This window comes from Labrenzia sp. THAF35 (genome assembly GCF_009363595.1).
In the GTDB taxonomy this organism is placed as follows: Bacteria; Pseudomonadota; Alphaproteobacteria; order Rhizobiales; family Stappiaceae; genus Roseibium; species Roseibium algicola.
In genome coordinates this window covers 1424751-1445687 of the sequence record NZ_CP045380.1, presented here as the reverse complement: position 1 = coordinate 1445687, position 20937 = coordinate 1424751, and the positions used below count along the sequence as shown (strand labels likewise).

At 59.3% G+C, this 20937-nt stretch carries 18 protein-coding genes; 10 read left to right on the top strand and 8 right to left on the bottom strand.

Annotated elements, in window-relative coordinates; genetic code table 11:
• Positions 1–13 precede the first annotated feature (13 nt).
• Entirely contained in the window at positions 14–3310 is a 3297-nt protein-coding gene (locus FIU93_RS06670; RefSeq protein WP_152505130.1) for a DUF499 domain-containing protein, read from the top strand.
• Between the two features lie 351 nt (positions 3311–3661).
• Here the strand turns inward: FIU93_RS06670 and FIU93_RS06665 are convergent, their stop codons facing one another.
• The 4 genes from FIU93_RS06665 to FIU93_RS06650 form a co-directional block, all read right to left on the bottom strand.
• On the bottom strand, positions 3662–4168 hold the full coding sequence (locus FIU93_RS06665) for a GNAT family N-acetyltransferase (protein WP_152505129.1): 507 nt from the start codon (positions 4166–4168) through the stop codon (positions 3662–3664).
• Positions 4169–4174: 6 nt separating this feature from the next.
• Complete coding sequence (locus FIU93_RS06660) at positions 4175–4474, bottom strand: DUF1778 domain-containing protein (RefSeq protein ID WP_152505128.1); 300 nt, start codon at positions 4472–4474, stop codon at positions 4175–4177.
• Between the two features lie 68 nt (positions 4475–4542).
• Positions 4543–5916 carry an integrase family protein gene (locus FIU93_RS06655; protein WP_152505127.1) on the bottom strand — a complete coding sequence of 458 codons (1374 nt, stop codon included), beginning with the start codon at positions 5914–5916 and terminating at the stop codon, positions 4543–4545.
• 323 nt (positions 5917–6239) lie between these two features.
• Positions 6240–7370: a TIGR03032 family protein gene (locus FIU93_RS06650; RefSeq protein WP_209010298.1), complete on the bottom strand. Its 1131-nt coding sequence runs from the start codon at positions 7368–7370 to the stop codon at positions 6240–6242.
• Positions 7371–7593: 223 nt separating this feature from the next.
• On the opposite strand from FIU93_RS06650, the gene FIU93_RS06645 reads away from it, so the two are divergent.
• On the top strand, positions 7594–11115 hold the full coding sequence (locus FIU93_RS06645; RefSeq protein WP_152505126.1) for an autotransporter outer membrane beta-barrel domain-containing protein: 3522 nt from the start codon (positions 7594–7596) through the stop codon (positions 11113–11115).
• A 189-nt stretch (positions 11116–11304) separates the two neighbouring features.
• Here FIU93_RS06645 and FIU93_RS31320 read toward each other — a convergent pair whose 3' ends face one another.
• Together FIU93_RS31320 and FIU93_RS06640 are read right to left on the bottom strand one after the other, a co-directional pair.
• The gene (locus FIU93_RS31320) at positions 11305–11451 is read right to left on the bottom strand and encodes a hypothetical protein (protein WP_023002620.1); all 147 of its coding nucleotides are present in this window, start codon (positions 11449–11451) and stop codon (positions 11305–11307) included.
• 333 nt (positions 11452–11784) lie between these two features.
• Positions 11785–12516, bottom strand: coding sequence for an FCD domain-containing protein (locus FIU93_RS06640; RefSeq protein WP_152505125.1), 732 nt, complete (start codon positions 12514–12516; stop codon positions 11785–11787).
• Positions 12517–12665: 149 nt separating this feature from the next.
• Here FIU93_RS06640 and FIU93_RS06635 point away from each other — a divergent pair, with 149 nt between their 5' ends.
• The 3 genes from FIU93_RS06635 to acuI are packed head-to-tail and all read left to right on the top strand — an operon-like array spanning position 12666 to position 15136.
• Entirely contained in the window at positions 12666–13481 is an 816-nt protein-coding gene (locus FIU93_RS06635) for a DUF2182 domain-containing protein (protein WP_209010297.1), read from the top strand.
• A gap of 10 nt (positions 13482–13491) precedes the next feature.
• Positions 13492–14118, top strand: a complete 627-nt coding sequence (locus tag FIU93_RS06630; RefSeq protein ID WP_023002616.1) for a DUF1326 domain-containing protein — start codon at positions 13492–13494, stop codon at positions 14116–14118.
• Between the two features lie 25 nt (positions 14119–14143).
• Positions 14144–15136 carry an acryloyl-CoA reductase gene (gene acuI, locus FIU93_RS06625; RefSeq protein WP_031270065.1) on the top strand — a complete coding sequence of 331 codons (993 nt, stop codon included), beginning with the start codon at positions 14144–14146 and terminating at the stop codon, positions 15134–15136.
• A 70-nt stretch (positions 15137–15206) separates the two neighbouring features.
• On the opposite strand, the gene FIU93_RS06620 is transcribed toward acuI, so the two are convergent.
• On the bottom strand, positions 15207–15599 hold the full coding sequence (locus FIU93_RS06620; RefSeq protein ID WP_152505124.1) for a hypothetical protein: 393 nt from the start codon (positions 15597–15599) through the stop codon (positions 15207–15209).
• Positions 15600–16118: 519 nt separating this feature from the next.
• Entirely contained in the window at positions 16119–17024 is a 906-nt protein-coding gene (locus tag FIU93_RS06615; protein WP_152505123.1) for a LysR family transcriptional regulator, read from the bottom strand.
• 98 nt (positions 17025–17122) lie between these two features.
• On the opposite strand from FIU93_RS06615, the gene FIU93_RS06610 reads away from it, so the two are divergent.
• The 5 genes from FIU93_RS06610 (at position 17123) to FIU93_RS06590 (ending at position 20918) form a co-directional block, all read left to right on the top strand.
• Positions 17123–17737, top strand: coding sequence for an NAD(P)H-dependent oxidoreductase (locus FIU93_RS06610; protein WP_023002612.1), 615 nt, complete (start codon positions 17123–17125; stop codon positions 17735–17737).
• Between the two features lie 284 nt (positions 17738–18021).
• A complete protein-coding gene (gene rpmI, locus FIU93_RS06605; protein WP_023002610.1) occupies positions 18022–18219 on the top strand; it encodes a 50S ribosomal protein L35 in 198 nt (65 codons plus the stop codon).
• Between the two features lie 26 nt (positions 18220–18245).
• Positions 18246–18605: a 50S ribosomal protein L20 gene (gene rplT / locus FIU93_RS06600; protein WP_023002609.1), complete on the top strand. Its 360-nt coding sequence runs from the start codon at positions 18246–18248 to the stop codon at positions 18603–18605.
• Between the two features lie 210 nt (positions 18606–18815).
• Complete coding sequence (locus FIU93_RS06595; protein ID WP_023002608.1) at positions 18816–20246, top strand: alanine/glycine:cation symporter family protein; 1431 nt, start codon at positions 18816–18818, stop codon at positions 20244–20246.
• 156 nt (positions 20247–20402) lie between these two features.
• Positions 20403–20918 (top strand): MAPEG family protein, encoded by a 516-nt coding sequence (locus FIU93_RS06590; protein WP_208984642.1) that lies wholly within the window; start codon positions 20403–20405, stop codon positions 20916–20918.
• The last annotated feature ends 19 nt before the right edge of the window (positions 20919–20937 follow it).

Below are 20937 nucleotides of genomic sequence, written 5' to 3'. Positions count from 1 at the left end.
GGGGGAACGGAACGTGGCAAAAAGCACGCGCCAATATGTATTTGAAGGAATGGAACTGCTGCCGGTGGCGCTGATTCCTTTCGTCGAAAAGCGGCTCGAAACCTCGCTAAAGGGGCACTGGCAAGTCCAGGTGCTGGAAAAGCTGCCGAACTTGCGTCCTAACAGCAGCGGCGCGGTCGGTTGGGACCAGGCCGCGCTGTTCAACGTCATGGATCGCTTCTGGAGCGAGGCGTTCAAAGCGGTGCTCGGCCGTGCCGAACGCTCGCTGGTCAATGAGCTGGGCGACGTTCGGAACAAGCTATCGCACAACGCGACCTTCACCTACGACGACGCCGAGCGCGCGCTCGATTCCATGCGTCGGTTGATGGAGGCGATCAGCGCCGGCGAGACGGCCGAGCAGCTCGGCAAGATGCGCGACACTATTCTGCGCACGAAGTTCACCGAGCTTCGGCGCAACGAGGAGCGACGGAAAACCCAGCGTCTCGAAATCTCGGTCGAGACCGTGGCCGGCCTATTGCCGTGGCGCGAGGTGGTCGAGCCGCACCAGGATGTTGCCACCGGCGAGTTCCAGCAGGCCGAATTCGCAGCCGATCTCGCCAAGGTGCATTCGGGCAGCGCTCCGCCGGAATATCGCGACCCGCGCCAGTTCTTCAGCCGCACCTATCTGACGGAAGGTTTGAGCGCGCTGCTGATCGGGGCAGCGAAGCGGCTGTCCGGCAGCGGCGGCGATCCCGTCGTTGAACTGCAAACTAACTTCGGCGGCGGCAAGACACACTCGATGCTGGCCCTCTATCACATGGGCGGCCCGACTCCGGTCCAGGATCTCTCCGGCCTGGACCAGTTGCTCGAAAAGCAGGGCCTTAGCGTGCCGAAGGGCGTCAATCGCGCTGTGCTCGTCGGCACATCGCGAGGACCGCAGGACGTGCTCCACGCCGAGGGTGATCGGAAAATCCGAACGACCTGGGGTGAACTCGCCTGGCAGCTTGGCGGCGCTGACGCCTATGCCATGGTGGCGGGAAACGACGCCAGCGGCATCGCACCGGGCTCGAACCTCTTGGAGGCGCTCTTCAAGAAATATGCGCCGAGCCTAATCCTGATCGATGAATGGGTCGCCTACCTCCGGCAGATCTACAAGGTCGAGGGGCTGCCGTCGGGGTCGTTCGATGCGAATTTGTCCTTCGTTCAGTCGCTGACGGAGGCGGTGAAGGCTAGCCCCGGCACACTGCTCGTCGCCTCCTTACCCGCCTCGCAGATCGAGGTGGGTGGCGAAGGGGGCCAGGAAGCGCTAGCGCGCCTCAAGCAGACCTTCAGCCGTGTGGAATCCTCGTGGCGGCCGGCGAGCCAGGAAGAGAGCTATGAAATCGTCCGGCGGCGGCTGTTCAAGGACATCCCCGGCGACAAATTCCATCACCGTGACAACACGCTGAAGCAGTTCGCCAAGCTCTATCGAGAGAACGCCAACGATTTCCCGCAGGGCTGCGCGGACGAAGACTACCGCCGCAAGCTGGAGAAGGCTTATCCGATCCATCCCGAGTTGTTCGATCAACTCTACACGAGTTGGGGTTCACTCGAAAAATTCCAACGTACGCGAGGCGTACTCCGTCTGATGGCGCAGGCCGTCCACGAGCTTTGGATGAGCGGCGACCCGTCGGTGATGATCATGCCAGGAAGCGTCGCGGTTAGCTCGCCGCGCATTGAGCCGGAGTTGCTGCACTATCTCGACGTAAGCTGGCAGTCGATCATCGCCGGTGATGTCGATGGCACAACGTCCACGCCCTATAAGATCGATCAATCGGCGCCGAACCTGAACCGCTACTCGGCGACCAGGCGGGTCGCCCGAACGATCTTCATGGGAACCGCGCCGACGCACCAGCAGCAGAATACCGGTTTGGACGACAAGCAGATCAATCTTGGAGTCGTGCAGCCGGGAGAGCGCCCGGCAATTTTTGGAGACGCACTTCGGCGGCTGACCAACCAGGCCAAGTTCATGCACGCCGATCTTGGCCGCTACTGGTACTCCATGTCGGCCAGCCTCAACCGAATTGCCGCGGATAAGGCAGCGCAGATCGAAGCGGCGTTGGTTGACGTGACGATCGACGCGGAACTCGGCAAATATGTGAATGGCCTCGCGGATCGTGGGCATTTCGACGCCCGGCAGGTCGCGCCAGCCTCCTCGGCCGAGGTGCCCGATGAAGCCGGCGGCGTGCGGGCCGTGGTATTGGGGGTCGCGCATTCGCACAACGGACGCGACACCTCGGAAGCGTTGATCGAAGCGAAGGACATCCTGATGCAGCGTGGCAGCGCACCGCGCGTGTATCGCAACACCCTGGTGTTTATCGCTGCGGACGCCCGCCAGCTCGACAACCTGAAAGACGCCGTGCGCACCTCCCTAGCGTGGGGCGAGATCGTCCGCGACACTGATCGGCTCAACCTCACCCAGAGTGACAGTGCGCTCGCTAAGGCCAAGCTGGCCGAAGCAACCGAGACGATAAAGACGCGTCTCAAGGAGGCGTGGTGCTATCTGCATTATCCGACGCAGGAGAGTGCCCAGGCCGATGTCGAGTGGATGTCGGGCAAGATTCCGGCACAGGACGGGCTATTGGCGCGGGTGAGCAAAAAGCTCGTGGCCGAGGAAGGGCTGCTCACCGAACTGGGACCATCGCGCCTCGATCGCGATCTCCAGAAATACATCTGGAACGGCAAACCACACCTGTCATTGAAGGATTTGCTGGAGTATCTTAACCGCCACATCTATCTACCGCGACTGAAGAACCGGGACGTCTTGATTAAGGCCGTACAGGCAGCCGTCAGCGGCATGCTGCCCGGACCCTTCGCCTACGCCGAGCGATGGGATGAGAATGCAGGTGCCTATCTGGGGCTTGCAATCGAACGAACCGACAATGCGGTTGTGGTCATCGACAGCGATAGCATCATCGTGAAGTCTGACGTTGCTGAGGCACACAGGCCGGCCCCCGCAGAGCCTGGCCTGACCGGCGGTTCGGAGGCGCCTGGTGAGAAGTCGCAAAAATTCGAAGAGCAAGCAACGGACGGGGCTCCCGGTTCGCCTCATTCAGAGCGGAAGCCAACGCGGTTTACCGGCACCGTAATGATCTCGCCGGAACGGCCGGCAAGGGATATCCACCAAATTGTCGAGGCGATCGTCGAACAGCTCACGACGCTACCAGGTAACGAAGTGAGGCTAAGGCTCGAGATCGAAGCAGAAGTGCCCGGCGGACTCGATCGCGCAAAGGTGCGGACGCTGGTCGAAAATGCCAATACGCTCGGCTTTGTCGAGAAGTCGATCGAATGATAGTGAGGTAGTTCTGCCCGCCTATCCTGCGGCGCTCGTCCTATCATATAGCCGCCTTAAGCGAATGTTGTGAATCGGCAAGAGGCCCCGTTGCCGATCGGCGTCGTAAGTTATTGAAATTGTACGTACCACCGGGGTCAATCCGTGACGCCGATTCACGCACGCGGCCAGCTTCCATCTCAGTGATGATCTCGCTAGAGATTTGGTCGTAAGTTTTCGTCCGGCTTGTGCGGGCGTTCTGTGTACGCCTATTTCGGGGTATCGCGATTCTCTGCGACGGTCACTAAGAGCCATTCGCTCGCCTTAGTACCTATTGGCACGCCCCGTGTGCACCTTCACTCCCCTTGGTGACTAAGCTCTTGCAGCCTCGAGTGACGCCGCAATGGCGGCAGTGGAGCGGAAGAGAACAAACGGATCGCCGCGGGAAGGTACAAAACCGCGGCGCTGCCAGAACTGCGCCGCCTCGTTATCGACAGCGTTCACCACCAATGCCCGCCCACCGATGAGAGCAGCCGCCTGAACGCTGCGCTCCAATGCATGCTTGACGAGGCCGGTGCCGATCCCCTGCCCTGCCCAGGCCAAATCGGTTGCGAGTTGTCCGAGGAGAAGGCAGGGAACGGGATCAGGCGGTTGACCGGTGCGGATCGATCTCGGCATGACGGTGGGCACGATCGATGTCGGCGCGAGCCCATAGTACCCCACCACTCGGCCATCATCATGCACAACCATGACAGCCGTAAAACCCTTCTGCTGGTTGGAGAGCGCCCGGGTCTTCAGCCAATGATCGAGAGCGGGCTTGCCACAGGAGAAATCGGTAAGAACATGCGCCGCATTCAACGGCTCCGGTGCGGAGAGCACAGTGGATTACGGCTTCGAAGTGCCGCTGGTCTCCCAAGGCGCGGCTCGCCGGACCAGATCCACCATCTCAGGAATAGGCGCCGTATCGGCGGAAACGACATCCATGAAAGCGGCGAAACCCTCCGCGCTCATTCGAATGAGACCTGACTCCATAACCACCTCTTCGGCAGCGCGCACGGCAGCCTCGCGCACGAAGTCTGTGCGCGAGCGGCCGCGCAGGCTGGCGGCCCGGTCGATCATTGCGACATCCGATTCAGGCAGACGCATCGATATCGGATGCTCCTTGCGGTCGGCAACGGTAGCCATGGCAGGTCTCCTTTGTTGCATATATAGAGAATTGTATCGCAAAATGCAATACAGTTAGACTTATTTGGCTAAGCGGCCCAAACGCGCATTCGCACGATTTCATTCTGTTCAGAGTGTCTAGAATATTCTTTTGCACGAAGGAGCTGACGACGTGCCGCACCGATCCCAAGCCAATCTTGAATTTCACGGTTCTCATTTAACGTGTTGCGAAACACTGAAAACATCGTATCGCTGATTGACTGCTGCTGCGCTCGTAGATGATCCTCAAGCAGCTTATGCCGTGTAATGTACCCGGAGTTCACGCCAGGAACCGAATGATTCATCAACATCCTTGCGTCCAGTTCCGAGACACCCGCCGGCGTCGCCACGGTGCGATAGGTCTGGCGCAGTTCATTGCCCCATTTCGACAATGTCGCGCGATCTTCCTTGTGCTCAACCAGATGACCAGTGGCACTGTCTGCGGGAAACAGCCAGTCATTGGCCTCATACGGGTGCATCTGCCGACCAAATCGAATGCATCGCAGGAGGCAACAGACCATCTCCCTCGACAGCGGGATATCAAAGGCACGATCCGCACCTCCTTTCGGACGGGGGATGTGAAGCACCCTGCGGCGAAAATCCAGATGGGCTGGTTTCGCTTCTCTTAACGCGGCCGGCCGGCACGCGGACAGCAGTGTAAACAGGTGAAACTCGCGTCGGACGGGATTTTCAAGCTGGGCAGCCTCGATAAACCATTCCTTCAGGTCAATGAGACCCATGCCGCTATCGCGGCGTTTCTCATGGTTCCAGTCCACGCTGTCGACCGGGTTGTCTGCAGGCAGTTCCCGATTGGTCTTTCGAGCGTGATTGTAGATCGCCCTGAAAGTGCGCATGCTGCCATTGGCTATGTAGGGACCGTGCTTCTCACCAATCTCGTCATGTTTGGCGGCAACCCGGCCAGGATCATCGCCAAACTGCTTCAGGGGCATCTCCTGCCAATCCTTAAAGATCCGCTCGACGTGATCCCTATAACTCTCGATCGTGCGCTCGCTCCGGTTCTTACGCTGCATGGCAATCTTGTAGCGAGCCCAGGCTTGCTTGAGCGTGATGCCGGATGCCTCGTTATTTTCGCCGTTCGTTATCTCAGAAGCGTTTGAAGCCTTGGCAGCTTTCTCACCGTTCCTGGGATGAATACCCCGGCTGAGCTGGGACAGATACTCCTTCGCAACAGACCTCGCCGCACGCGTGGAGAGCTCCCTCGTGTCGCCAATGGCGAGACGAACCGTGGAGGCGCGCTTGCCTAGTTTTCGGAGATCCGCCTGTACCATGAAGGTCTTTTTTCGGGCTCCGACCATAAGGAAGAACCCTTTTAGCTCGGTATCCCGGACAATGTAGCGTCCCTTATCGGGCGGCATAAGACGTTCAATTGCTTTATCGTTCAATAGGATACGCATATCGGCCATGTCATGATACCTGAGATTTTTGAAACGGTTTTTGAAACGGTTTTGGCGCAACGAAGTGTTTAACGGTTGCAATTGGCAACAACCGCACGCTATACGATAATTAATTGAATATCAAGAGGAAATTGATGACTTCTGAGGTTAATAGAGCTAACGGATAAGGCGGCGTACGGCTCGCTTTAAATTCCTAATCTGAGGGTCGCGCGTTCGAATCGCGCCGGGGTCACCAGTTTTCCTGATTTAGCGAATAGGTTTTTGAGGTTGCCGCGCCATGATACGCTTGTGCTGCATCCCCCAACCGATCGCGCTCTGATGCGAAAGTTCAGCTAAGGGCTGACTGGCCTCTCCTTGTCTTCGACATCGACGGTAACAAGGTTCATCAATTCCTCGCTTCCGAACCCAAGTGACATTGGGCAAGTGACACCGGGGAGGACGCCGATGTCATAGAGCTCGGCGACGGCACCGTCGATACGGAACCATTCCACACAGGCGCCGGTGTCGAGGTCGATGACCTGAACACCGCACCAGGGCTCTGAATCGGCAACCCTCAGCCGTTCATCGAGCGCCAGGCCCTCGAAACGCTGGTAACGTGGTTTGGAGAGCCCTACGAACGCATAACGACCGTGGAAGGATAGGCCGCGCAGGAAACCGGGGCAGAAGGTGAGCGGTTCGAACCGTCCCTCGCTGTCGCCGTCAGCGGGGACTATTGACCCGAGTTCACCGGTGCCTGAATTCAAGAGCCACAACCGGCCGCGGTACCAGCGTGGGGAATGCGGCATGGAAAGCCCCTGGCAAACGATCCGGCCGGTTTCCACCTCCACCACAACGCCGCCGTCGGCGCGCCGGTCTCGCCAGCCGTCAATCGTGTCGGACCGGCTCACCGCCGTGACAAAGGCCGGCCTCCCATCCCTCATCGCCATACCATTCAGATGGCAGCGATCTTCGTCGACGATCCGGCTTACGAAGGGCGGCGTCCAGACCGGTCTGAAGCTGTGTCGCTCGGATATTGTCGACAGACAGTTGAACCTCGTATTTACGAACAGGATGCGTCCGTCACGGTCGATGCCCAGATCATGTGCATCGAGGGCACCGGTGACATGAGCAGCGCGCGGCACGAAGCAGGCATCGAACGTGTCGTTGATCCGCTGGTTCGGTTCAAGCACGTTTACCAGCCGCACGATTTCCGACAACGTGGCCAGGTGAATGGTTCCGCCACTGACATGAATTCCCATGGCTTTGCTGAAGAACTGCTCATTGACCATCAGTCCGCCGTCCGGATTGCGGCCAAGCAGATAGAACTTGCCGGATTGGTAGGACGAAAAGGCAACCGAGATCTTGAGCGAGGCGAGAAGCCCAACGAGGCCGCCTGACATCGAATAGGTGACGCCTGTTGGTTCATCAGCCCGGGTCTCGCGAATACCGACCGGCAGGTTCCTGTCTTCAGTCGGCATCAGCATCCCGCTTCCATTCGGGCCGAGCTCGCCACAGGCATAGCATTAACCATCTATCATGCTCTTTTCGCAGCACAGTTTTTGTCTGAAGGCATCTGTTTTTGAATATGTCGAATCAAAGCATTAACCAATCCGGGAGCAAGAATAGCAGTAATTCGTTTTGTCCTGTTTCGATTACTCGCGATTTGTCGACCGGCAAAGGTCGGCAGTCACCGGAAAGACCCGTTTCATGCGTTCCTTCCCCAAGTCCGCAGTACAAAGACAGCTTATGCTGACCTCGGCGCTCGCCGTCCCTGTCGTCTTCGGCTATGCGGGGCGCCAGGCCTATGCCGCCTGCAGCGCACTAGGCGGTGGCACCTATCTGTGCTCGGGCACGCTGAGGACCACGCAAACCATCAACGCAGACAATGCCGACGTCACCATGGCTTCAGGTGCCTCCATCGACACAACCGGCGGCACCGGTAACGCCATCACCGTGACCGGAAACGGCGCCCTCAGCTTCATCAATACGACCGGAGGCCTCATCCAGGGCGAAGAAAACGCCATCGATGTCAGGTCGACAGGTGACGATGGCGCAATCAGGGGGGCGGTGACCATCAATGTCACCGGGGACGTCAGTGCCGTGAAAGGCTACGGCATCAATGCTCTCAACGAGTCAGGGTCGAGCGGGTCGATCACCGTCACCGCAGCCAGCGTCACCAGCGCGACAAAAGACGGCATTTATGCGCGCAACCGTACAACGGCTGGCCGCGACTTGACGATCACGACGACCGGTACGGTCTCCGGCAAAAAGAACGGCATAAATGCACGAAACGACGGCACTGGCCGACTGACCGTCACAACCGCCGACGTTGCCGGCGAGTCGGGAAGCGGCATTTTGGCATGGAACGAAGGGACAGACCTCAGCGTGCGTGCGACAGGCGCAGTTACCGTCACAGGTACCGGCTCAGGGCACGACACGAGAGCAGGAGTCGTTGCCCGCAATTACGGTTCCGGATCCCTGACAATCGAAACTGTCGATGTTTCGGCAAGCGGCGGCAGCGAAGTCGATGGCATCTTCGCTGACAACGCGTTTGGCACGGACCTGTCCATCACCGCCACGGGAGCCGTCACTGCTGAAAACAACGGTATCACTGCGACGAACCGAGGGAGCGGCAGCCTCTCCATTACCGCCGCAGATGTCCGGGGCAGCAAAAACGATGGCATCTATGGCCTGATTGAGAGCACTGGCACCAACATGTGGATCACCGCCACCGGTGGAGTGTCGGGCGGACGATACGGAGTATTCGCCAAGAACGAAGGCAGCGGCGTGGTGACAGTGACCACCGCAACGGTGACGGGCGGGGCCAAGGACGGCATATACGTTCGAAATTCGACCAGCGGGACGGATATTACGATCACCGCGAATGGTCCCGTTACTGGCGAGGAAAGAGGCGTCTACGCCCGCAACGACGGCACCGGAAATACAACTCTCACGGTCACCACTGCTGCTGGGGTGAAGAATTCCGGCATTCTGGCCAAGAACTTCAATTCCGCTGGGGACCTGACGATCACTGCAACAGGTGCGGTTTCCGGTGCCTCATCAGGTCTCTATGCCAGAAACTTCGGCACCGGCGCGCTCAGGATCACGACCTATGACGTTGAAGGTTTCGACGGTGATCACGCAGAAAACACGGCCAACGGCATCAATGCGGAGGCCCATGGTACGGGCCTTACCATCACCAGCTCGGGTACCGTGAGCGGCACCAGGAGCGGTATTGCCGCCAGGAACATGGGAACCGGTTCCGCAACGATCAGCGCGGTGAACGCCACCGGAGGCACCACCGAGGGTATCTATGCCCTCAACAGTTTTACCGGCACGGACCTGACCGTAACCTCGACCGGCCGAATCTCCGGAGCCACCAACGGCATCAGGGCCCAAAACGACGGCACGGGAACCACCTCCGTCACTGCACATGACGTCTTCGGAACAAATAACGACGGTATCTATGTACTCGGCGCAAGCACAAGCGCCGACATCACCATTACCGGTTCGGTCTATGGCGGACGGAATGGCGTCGGCCTGGGCGTGGCCGGCCTCAACACGATCACCATCACCGGGACCGGAGCTCTCAGCGGCGGCGACAAAGCAATCAACACGACGGTGAATACGCCTGTCAGCGACGACACTGTTGTCAACTATGGAACGGTCACCGGCGACGTCGACCTGGGCGGTGGCACCAATTCCTTCGACAACAGATCAGGTGGCCTCTTCAAGAGTGCTTCGACCGTCAATCTTGGCGCCGGCAACACGCTGACCAATGAGGGCGACCTCTCACCCGGCGGCACCGGAGCGATCCAGACAACGGCACTGACCGGCAATTTCGTCCAGACCAGCAGCGGGACTTTTTCCGTAGACATGAACTCGGAAGCCTCGACGGTCGACCGGATCAACATTTCCGGAACGGCGACGCTCTCAGGCAACGTGAAGGTTAACCCGCTAAACCTGGTCGATCCGACCAAAACCCTGACTATCCTGTCCGCGGCAGGCGGTGTCACCAACAACGGGTTGACCGCCAGAGACACCGTTGTGGTGGACTACACGCTTGTCTTTCCCAATGCGACGGACGTGGCCATCGGCAACCAGTATATCGACTTCACACCCGTTGCTCCCGACGGCACATCGCAGCTCAGGACCCAAAACGAGCGCAATGTTGGCGCCAACATGAACGCAATCTACTCTGACGGCGGCGGCGCCATGCACGACCTGCAGTTGGAACTGATGAAGATCGAGAGCATCGAGGCCTACCAGAAAGCCTTGGACCGGCTGCACGGCGAACATTATCTGGTTCAGGTCGGGGCGGCGATTGGCAGCCTTCACAATTTCCGTGAATCCCTGTTGTCATGCCCTTCCCGGCTCGATGGCGTCGCGGTTGCAGCCGCCGACGACTATTGCCTTTGGGGCCGGGTCCAGGGCCAGAGGGTCGATATTCGCCAAACCACGTCAACGATCGGCGGCGGAGAGACCAGTTACGGCTTTTCCGGCGGCCTTGAAGTGCCACTCGGCGACGGCATGCGGGTCGGTGTCGCCGGCACGGTAGAAACCAGCGAGCTTTCCACCAACAATTCAGGCACATCCGACGGCATGCGCTACACAATCGGCGCGAAGTTTGAAAAGACCTGGGGCGCGCTGGAGGCAAGTCTGGGTGGCTATGGCGGCCTGGCGCAATACGACACCGACCGCCAGGTCGGTCTCGGCTTTGGTACCGCCAGCAGTGATCAGACCATCTCGTTTGCCGGGATCGTCTCCCGGCTGTCCTATGCGTTCGATACCGGTACATTCCGCGTCGTGCCGATGGTCGACGTCGCTGCGACCCGGGTAGGCTTCGGCGATGTTCGGGAAACGGGAGCCGGATCCGCCAACCTCACCATATCTGGCAGCAACGACTGGATTCTGACAGCAACACCTGCTGTTGGTGTCATGGGCACGTTACATGAAAGCCCCGGTTACAGGATAAATGGCTCCATGAAGACGGGTGTCAGCTTCTTTTCCAACAACGACTACCGCATCCATTCACGCTTCACTGAAGCCCCTTCGGGTGTTCCGAGTTTCGTAACCACGACCAAACTTGATACTACGGTCATGAACCTTTCCGCCGCACTCGAACTGCAGAAGGCCTCCGGCACTTCCTTCAAGCTCGCGTACACCGGCAGTTTCGGAAGCGTGAGCCGGAGCAATGGCGGTTACCTGAGGGCAATCGTTCCATTCTGAAAGCAGGCATGGCCTGACTTTTTCATGACAATGGCGGGATTGCAGGCTGGCAAATGTGACACGGCCGAACAACGCTCGCTCAAGGCCGGATAAAAGGCTACGCGCAGGATATGCAGCCGAAGCAGGTTTCATAAAACAAGTCTTGGCGCGCAGGCAAAGGGCGCCTGCGCCGGACGTTTGTCGGTGGCCTTACGGCGTGACCGGCGTGTGCAGCGTCGTGACCGGTATGCCGGTGGCGACGGAGCCGTCGGTCAGGGCATGGCTGGGGTTGGCGGCCTTGGTGGCGGCGACACCGGCGAGGATCATGGCGACGACGGCGATGCTCCAGAATTTCATGGCACTGCTCCCTATGGTGAAGAGCGCTCCTGCCGCGCAGGCGCAAGCTCTGTTCAGACCTGTACGCCCGGCCAGGGGTGACCGGGCGTACAAAAGCCGACCTTTTCAAACAGATGGCGCATCCGGTGACCGTCTCGGCAGACGTGGGAGGCAAATTCGCCACGATTCGAACTTCGACTTTCGTCTATATTAGACTTTAGGATGAGATTGAACAATGCCGTAGAGTTACTTATTCGGCAAGTCTCTGACATGGCTTGGCTTTCAGGCTTAGGCGCGGCGGAAATCGCCTTCCAGCTTCGCATGGATAAGGACAGCCATCCCTGAAAAGGGGCGTTATGCGCTGCGCGGCTTGCGCCTTTGCGCCGCCAGTTCCCGCGTATAGGCCGACAGGGCGTCCAGATGCTGCGCGGCAGCGGCGCTGTCGCGCGCGGCCAGCGCATCGGCCAGGGCCTGATGCAGATCGGCGATCCGTTCGCGGTCGCGCAGGCGGTAGACCAGCATGTTCATGAGTGGCTGCATCGCCTCGAACGCGGCCGACAACTGGAAAACCAGGATCGGGTTGTCCGTTGCCCGCGCCACGGCCGAATGAAAGGCGACGTCCGACGCGCAAAAGTCCTCGTCGCTTGTGTCACGGTTTCTCTGCCGGGAAATTTCGCGTGCAAGTTCGGCCAGCTGGTCGTCGGTGCGTTTTTCCGCCGCCAGGGGCAGCGCGGCAGCTTCCAGCGCAAAGCGGGCCTCGATGGCGTCTTCCAGCGGAATGTCGTTCATGCCGATCAGGAGCCGCGTGGTCGTCATCAGGTTGTCCTGAGCTTCGGCCCAGGTCATGCGATTGACGAAAGCCCCACCGGAAGAACCCCGCTCGCTGCGGATAAGGTTCTGGGCGGCAAGCCGTTTCAAGGCCTCGCGAACAGTCGACCGCGACACACCGAAGCGCTCCGCCAGATCGGCTTCGCTCGGCAGGCGCTCCTCACCGGCAAGGCGGCCTTCGAGAATGGCATTGCGGATGGCATTGGCGATCTGGACCGAAAGGCCCTCTTTTTGAATCGTGTTGAATTCAATCGCCAAAAGAACCTCCGAATTTTCGCCTGAACCCCGGCAAACCTAAAGAGACGGCCCGACACGGTCAAACAAATTGTTTAAATGTCTGACAATTAAATGTTTGACTTTTAGAGACTGCCCCCGCAGCCTAGGAGAAAATTTGTCGGGAGGATCGGGTGGACACCGTTGCGCGGCTCATGCCTGGCCACAGAGCGTTCTGGCTGACCTTTTATGCCGCCATTCTGGTGGCCTGGATCGCCCTGTTCGCCATGCAGGCAGGCGGCCTGAGGGAAACCACGGACTGGCAGCTTACCGGGCTACCCATGGGGCAGCCGCTGGAGGCATTCCTGTCCCTGTGCTCGGCAACAGCCGCCAATGCCGGCTTCGGGGTCGCCACCCTGATGTGGGCCCTGATGGCCCTGGCGATGATGGCACCAACAGCCTTTCCCGCGTTTCGCACCTATGCGCAGCTGACACAGACTGCCGCCGCAGGCATCTTGCCGCTGGCCGCGCTTGTGGGTGGGTATCTTGCTGTCTGGCTCGGATTTTCGCTTCTGGCCGGTTCTCTTCAGGTCTGGCTGGCGGAACAAAGCCTGCTCGATCCATTCGGCAAATCCGTTTCCAACCCGTTGAACGCGGCCCTGTTGCTGCTGGCGGGGGCTTATCAGTTCAGCCACTTCAAGCAGGCCTGCCTCAGCTCCTGCCGGAACCCGCTGACCTTTTTCTTCAGTCATTGGCAGCCGGGGGCCCGGGGCGGGCTGATGCTCGGTCTCAGGCTTGGCGCCGTCTGCCTTGGCTGCTGCTGGGCCTTGATGCTGCTCGCGTTTGTCGCCGGCACCATGAATCTCGCCTTCATGGGGGGCGCCATGGTGCTGATGACACTGGAAAAACTTCCCGACATCGGCGCGAAACTTACCGTGCCGGTCGGCGTTTTCCTCATTCTGGCCGGACTGGTCGTTCTGGTTCTGCCGTTATTACCAATAACCATATAGGGAGAAAATCATGTCCGGCTGGGCCATCAGAGGAGAACTGATCCTCAACTGCAATTGCACCGTCTTCTGCCCCTGCGTGGTATCGCTTGGCAAGCACCCGCCCACAGAGGGTTACTGCCAGGCCTGGGCGGGTGTGCGCATTGACGAAGGCCACTATGAGGGCGAGGACCTCTCCGGCCTCAATGTCGGCCTCGTCCTGGAAATTCCGGGCCTGATGGCCCGCGGCAACTGGAAGGCCGCCGCCTATATCGACGAGCGCGCCAGCGAAGCGGCCTATGACGGATTGATCAAGATCTTCTCCGGCCAGGCCAAGGGCACCACCGGCCTGTTCCGGGTTCTGGTCAGCGAGTTTCTGGGCGCCGAACGCGCTCCTGTCTCCTACACCAACGAAGGCAAGAAACGCCGCCTGATCGTCGGCAAGGCGATCAAGGGCGAGGTGGAGCCTGTGCGCGGCGCCAATCCGGACGAGGATATCGTCGTCAAGAACACCGAATACTGGATGGGTTCGGACATCACGGTCGCCACCGCCACGCAAGGCCGCGTGCGCGCTTACGGCAGGGTCTGGGATTTTGACGGCAGAAGTGCTGAAATCTGCCAGATCGACTGGTCCGGCCCGGCGGCGGAAGCCGCCGCCTGAAACCGAAGAGAAAAGGGAACAGCTCATGACCTTCAAGGCACTGATTGTCGACAAGGACGAAGACGGCAAAACCCACGCCTCGATTGAGAACATCGACGTGAGCCGGTTGCCGGAAGCCGATGTCACCGTTGCCGTGGAATACTCCACGCTCAACTACAAGGACGGCCTGTGCCTTGGCCCGGGAGGGGGACTGGTTCGAAACTATCCGCATGTGCCCGGCATCGACTTTGCCGGAACCGTCGAGGAAAGCTCCGACGACTGGTACAAGCCGGGCGACAAGGTGGTACTGACCGGCTGGCGCGTCGGCGAAGCGTGGTGGGGCGGCTACGCCCAGAAGGCACGGGTAAAGGGCGAGTGGCTCGTCCCATTGCCGGAAGGTCTGACCACGCGCAACGCCATGGCGATCGGCACAGCCGGCTTCACGGCCATGCTTGCGGTCATGGCGCTTGAGGAGCACGGGTTGAAGCCGGAAAACGGGCCGGTGCTGGTCACCGGTGCCGCTGGCGGCGTCGGCTCCGTTGCAACCGCCATTCTGGCCAATCTCGGCTACGAGGTTGCCGCCGTCACCGGACGCGAGAGCACCTGGGATTACCTGAAGTCTCTTGGCGCCGCCCGCGTGGTGCCACGCGATGACGTTGCCGAAACGGTCAAGCGCCCCCTCGAAAGCGAAACCTGGGCGGGCTGCATCGATGCTGTCGGCGGTCCGATGCTTGCACGTGTTCTCGGCCAGATGAAATACGGCGCATCCGTTGCAGCCGTCGGCCTTGCAGGCGGCGCCAATCTGCCGGCAACCGTCATCCCGTTCCTGCTGCGCGGCGTCAACCTGCTGGGCATCGACAGCGTCATGAAGCCTTATGACGGCCGCCTGAAAGCCTGGGAACGGCTGGCGAAAGACCTGCCGATGGACAAGCTGGAAGCGATGATCCACCCGGCAACCCTTGAAGACCTGCCGGCGCTTGGCGCCGACATCCTGAAAGGCCAGGTCAAGGGCCGTGTCGTCGTCGACGTGAATGCCTGAGACAATTCCTTGCCCGGGTGGACAATGGGTCTGCCCGGGCGAATTTCGTCACGGAAATGAATGCAGATCTTCAGGCAGCCGCAGCTATTTCCTGTGAGCGCATGAAGTCGCGATAAGGCACCGGCCTGTAGCCAAAAAGCAGGTAATCGACCTTGTAGTGGTCGATCAGGGCCACATAGAGATCTTCCGCAATATCGACCACTTCAGTTTGCGGGTTCGCGTTTTCCCGTGGCAACGGCTTCTGGATATCGAGATCCTGCGCGAGCTGGGAAAGATCCATGTTCTCGAACCGGATCAGATAGTCCGGCGCCTTGTTGGAATGCATGTGCATCGTGTACTTGAACTGCGGCGGCACCACGAAGATCTGTTCGTTGAACATTTTCCGGAAGAAGGTCAGCGGGTCCCAGGTTGGCAGGTCCGGATACCGGCTGCGGAAGCTTCCGACATATTTTTCCCGGGTCATGAACCTGTACCCGGACAAGGCCCGGTCGATCGGATCTCGTATAGCAACAATAACCCTGTAGTCATTCCAGCATTCTACAGGCGTATTTGTCGTCGGGAATCCGTGATTCCAGACTTCGTCAAAGCCAAGCCAATCTCTCAGGCTCGTACCAGCTACTTTGGGATTGTGTACAAAAACAATCTTTCGATCGTGGCATATGTTGGGATTCATATCCAAGGTTGTCCGAATTATTGTTCCGTAGCTTTAAAACAACATATTCACGACCTGATTCTCAACAAAGAAATGTATTATGGGACAAAGTTTTACACTAAATAACACGTAAAGATTGAATATGGCGCCTTTCTTAGTGAAATTGCCATAAATGAATAAATTTAATCGTATACATCAGTTTATAGATTCAGAAAAACGATCAAAAATCATGAATATTTGAATTCATAAATATTCTTTGAGGTAAAAAATCTTCTTCAGTTCAATAAATTGGACAAATTATCTCAAAAGAACAAATCCTCTGATGTATAATCAGTTCCCGGAACGTCCGAACTCTGTCTTCAGAAAATCGATCATCACCCGCACCTTGAGCGGCAGATAGGCCCTGCTCGGATAAAGGATCCATGCGGCGGTTTCGAAGTTCGCCGGAGCACACGTGTGGTCGGGAAAGAGGTCGACCAGCCTGCCGTCCTTCAGGTCGCTCGCAATCAGCCAGTCGGCCAGCAATGCCGGACCAAGGCCAAGCCTGGCTGCTTCGCGTAGCGCAAGCGCGCTTGAAATTGTCGTTCTGCCCGACACTTCCACATCGAAGGGCGTGTCATCCCCAAGCCTGAAGCGCCAGGCATTGCGAAAATCCGGCAATGCAAAACACAGGCAATTTCGGGCAGACAGGCCACCCGGCGCCTCCGGATGCCCTTCCCTTTCAAGATAGTCCTGCGAGGCCACCACCCGGTAATGGGTTTGCAGCAGCTTTGTGGAAATGAGATCGCCTTTCGGCGCCGCAGCCAGGCGGACAGCAAGGTCCAGTCCTTCCGCCAGTAGATCGAGATTGCTGTCGGAGGGAAAAAGTTCGACCGAGATATCCGGGTACCGGTCGTGAAACACCGGCAAAAGCGGGACGATTCCTTCCAGCACGAAAGCAACCGACGCCGTCATGCGCAAGGTTCCCCGTGGCTGCTGGCTTCTGGCGGCAATGTCCTCGTTCGCCGCCTCGATCTCCTCCACAAGCGGCGCAACCCGCTGGAGATAGGCTTCGCCCGCCTCCGTCAGCGACAGCTTGCGCGTGCTGCGCTGGAAAAGCCTCTGACCAAGCTCCCGCTCGATTGCAGAAACCGTCCGGGACACATTCGAGGCATCGAGATCCAGCGCCCGCGCGGCAGCTGCCAGGCTGCCAAGGTCGCGGACGAGCAGGATTGTCTTGAGGGCTTGCAGATCCATTCATGCAGAATAAGCACGAATATCCTGCGAGCCACAGTGTTTTTCCTCCACATACGCAGAAATAACCTCCGGGCATCATCCAACCAGGAGATACCCGCATGACACTGCTTCTGCGCATCAATTCCAGTTCCCGCCAGACCGGCTCGCACTCCACCGCCATTGCCGATCATTTCGAGGCAAGCTACCGCCGCAAACATCCCGACTGCCGCGTCATCACGCGAAATGTTGCCGATGGCTCCATCCCGATCATCGGCCAGAAGACCATCGAAGGTTTCTATACCGAGCCCGCCTCCATGACCGCAGACCTGAAGGAAGCGACAGCCCTTTCCGATAAATTGATCGCCGAGCTTCAGGAAGCCGACACCCTGCTGATTGCCGCGCCGATCTACAATTTCGCAGTCCCCGCGGCGCTCAAGGCCTGGATCGACCAGATCGTTCGTGTCGGGCACACATTTTCATTTGACGGCAACAGCTTTCAGGGACTTGCAAAAACCCGGCGCGCGGTGGTGATTTCCGCCTATGGGGCCGAAGGCTATCTTGACGGCCAGCCCTTTGCCGCGGCCAACTTCGTGCAGCCTTACCTCAAGTTCCTGTTGTCGTTCCTGGGCGTTGAGGATATCCGCTTCATTGCCGTGCAAGGCACCGTCGCCGATCCTGAAAAGGTCTCTGCCAGCCTTCTGGCCGCCCGGCAGGAATGCGATCTGGCTGCCTGATCGGCCTTGCTGGCGCACACCGGTCTCCGCGGCCACTGCTTTTGCCGCGGAGGACCGTGCCGCAGATCTGGCCGAAACCGCCAAAAAAGGCGCGCAAACCGGTTGCATTCCAAGGAAAGCTCCCATATAAGCGCCCGGTCCAGAGTCGTCCGGCTCGTCGTGGACTGGTTTTCTGTGTTCTTGCGCAGACCGTTTTCGACAACCGAGGGCATGCCGTGTCGGCTCTGAATGCACCAACAAAAGAGTATCCGTTCTGAACGGATGCACCAAGGAAAGGATGCAAAATGCCCAAGCTGAAAACGAAGTCCGGCGCCAAGAAGCGCTTTAAAGTGACCGCGACCGGCAAGGTGAAGACCGCGCAGGCCGGCAAGCGTCATGGCATGATCAAGCGCACGAACAAGTTCATCCGCAACGCCCGTGGCACCACCACGCTGAGCGACCAGGATGCAAAGATCGTGAAGCAGTTCCTGCCCTACGCATAAAGCCAGCCCCGAAGGAGATCACCTAAATGTCACGCGTCAAACGGGGCGTTACCGCCCACGCTCGCCACAAAAAAGTAATCAAGGCAGCAAAAGGCTATTACGGCCGCCGCAAGAATACCATCCGCGTTGCCAAGCAGGCCGTCGAGAAAGCCGGCCAGTACGCTTATCGCGACCGCAAGGCCAAGAAGCGGAACTTCCGTTCGCTCTGGATCCAGCGCATTAATGCGGCAACCCGCCAGCACGGCATGACCTATGGCCGCTTCATCGACGGTCTGAACAAGGCCGGCATCGAAGTCGACCGCAAGGTTCTGTCCGACCTCGCCATCAACCAGCCGGATGCCTTCAAGGCCCTGGTTGATCAGGCTCAGGGCGCCCTGGCCGCTTAAGGCAGGCTTCCCTATCCGATTTGAAAAACGCGGTTCATTCGAGCCGCGTTTTTTGTTGCCTGGTGGCTGCCTATCAACCCGGCAATTCAGAGCTGCATTTTCAAGCACCTCTCTTTTTTATTGCAAACCCCGGAAATTGAAGCCTACCCTTCCGGTTCCGATGAGGCTGACCCTTCGTCAGCCTTGCGGAAAACAAGGAGGGTTGGATCCATGCAGCTTGTCGAGGCGTTCTTCGCCCTAATCGGCGACCTGACCTGGGGGTGGGCACTCATCCCGTTTCTCGTCGTCATTGGCATCTTCTTCACGGTCGTTACCGGTTTCGTTCAGCTACGCTTCTTCCTGCGTATGTTCCGCGTATTGTCTTCCAAGAACCAGTCGGGTGATCCCAACGCCATCTCTGCCCGCGAAGCCCTGCTTCTGTCTGTCGGCGGCCGGGTTGGCGGCGGCAACATCGCCGGTGTCGCCGTGGCGATCACGCTCGGTGGACCCGGTGCGGTCTTCTGGATGTGGGCCGTTGCCCTTGTCGGCATGGCAACCAGCCTGATCGAGTGTTCGCTCGCCCAGCTCTACAAGCGCTCCACGGGTGACGGCACCTATCGTGGCGGACCCGCCCGCACCATCATCCATGGCCTTGGCGCCGATTACCGCTGGCTTGCGGTGCTTTATGCACTCTGCCTCATGGCCTCCTTCGCCTTCGGCTTCAACGCCTTCCAGGGCAACACCGTGGCGGGCGCCGCGGAAGAAAGCCTCGGCATCGGTCGGCTGTGGACGGGCATTGGCCTGACTGTGCTGACCGGCCTGATCGTCTTTGGCGGCATCCACCGCATTGCCAAGGCAGCGGATGTCATCGTGCCGATCATGGCCGTCGGCTATATCGGCATGGCACTGGTGATCATCCTTCTCAACATCACCGAGGTGCCCGGCGTCATCTATTCCATCGTTCTCAACGCCTTCGGGCTGGAAGAAGTGGTCGGCGGCGGCATGGGCGCAGCCCTTGCGCAAGGCCTGCGCCGCGGGCTGTTCTCCAACGAGGCCGGCCTCGGCTCGGCTCCCAACGTTGCCGCGACGGCGGAAGTCCGCCACCCGATCAGCCAGGGCATCACCCAGTCCTTTTCGGTCTTCATCGACACGATGATCATCTGCACCTGCACGGCGCTGATCATCCTGCTCGGCGATGTCTATGCGCCGGGTGCAGAAGGCGTTGACGGCGTCGTCCTGACCCAGCAATCGCTTGCTTCCCACCTCGGTGGCTGGACGAGCTATTTCCTGACCGGCGCAGTGCTGCTCTTCGCGTTCAGCTCCATCATCTACAACTACTACCTCGGCGAAAACGCCCTCAGTTCGATGACATCCAGCACCATGGCCCTGCACGTTCTCAGGGTCGCCGTGATGGGCGTCGTGTTCCTGGGGGCGACGGCACCGAATGCAACCTCGGTGTTCTTCTTCTCCGATCCGCTGATGGGCGTCCTGGCGGTCGTCAACCTACTCGCTCTGATGATGCTGTTCCCGACAGCCAAGCGGATCCTGGACGACTTCAAGAGCCAGCTTCGGGAAGGTGTCGCCCGACCGGTGCTGAACCCTGACAACTTCGCGGATCTCGACATCGACCGCAGCGCCTGGACCGGCAAGGCACCGGACTGACGGGCTCAAAGACGATCTCTTGCACTGGCGCGGCCTCCTGGTCGCGCCAGTCTGTCTGCGCCGGGGCCTGCCAACGCTTTTCTTTTGAAGCCCGGTGTGGTCCTGTTCCCGTGTCGGTTCCGTCAGCGAAAGCGAGGCAGCAGATTGCCCCTGACAGTGAAACAACATGGTGTGATGAAGGGCATGATCGCGGCGGTAATCGTCGCGGCCACCGGGCTTGGCTTTGGCGCCGGTCAGTATCCGCAGGACTGGCTGCCGGACGGCTCGCCGCAAGCCCGCCTTACGCTGGCAGCCCAATGTCTGCTGGCCGGCGCTTTCTGGCTGCTTTTGTCGATAGGCCTTCTGGCCCGGCATCGCTTTTTCACACCGGAGGATATCGACGGCAGCGGACTGACCTCAGGCACCGAAAAGGCCAAGCTGTTGCAGGCCGTGCTCCAGAACACGCTGGAACAGACCACGCTGGCCGCCCTTACTTACATCGCATTCGCAGCACTTGCCCCGGCCGGGTATCTCGGCGCTTTGCCTGCCGCCGCGCTCCTGTTCTGGTGCGGACGCGCTCTGTTCTGGAACGGTTATGAAAAAGGCGCGGCCGCCAGGGCCTTCGGCTTTGCCCTGACGTTCTATTCAACCGTTCTTCTGTTTCTGGCCGCCCTCGCTTTTTCCTTCTTTTGATCGGACGGACCTCTTTTTC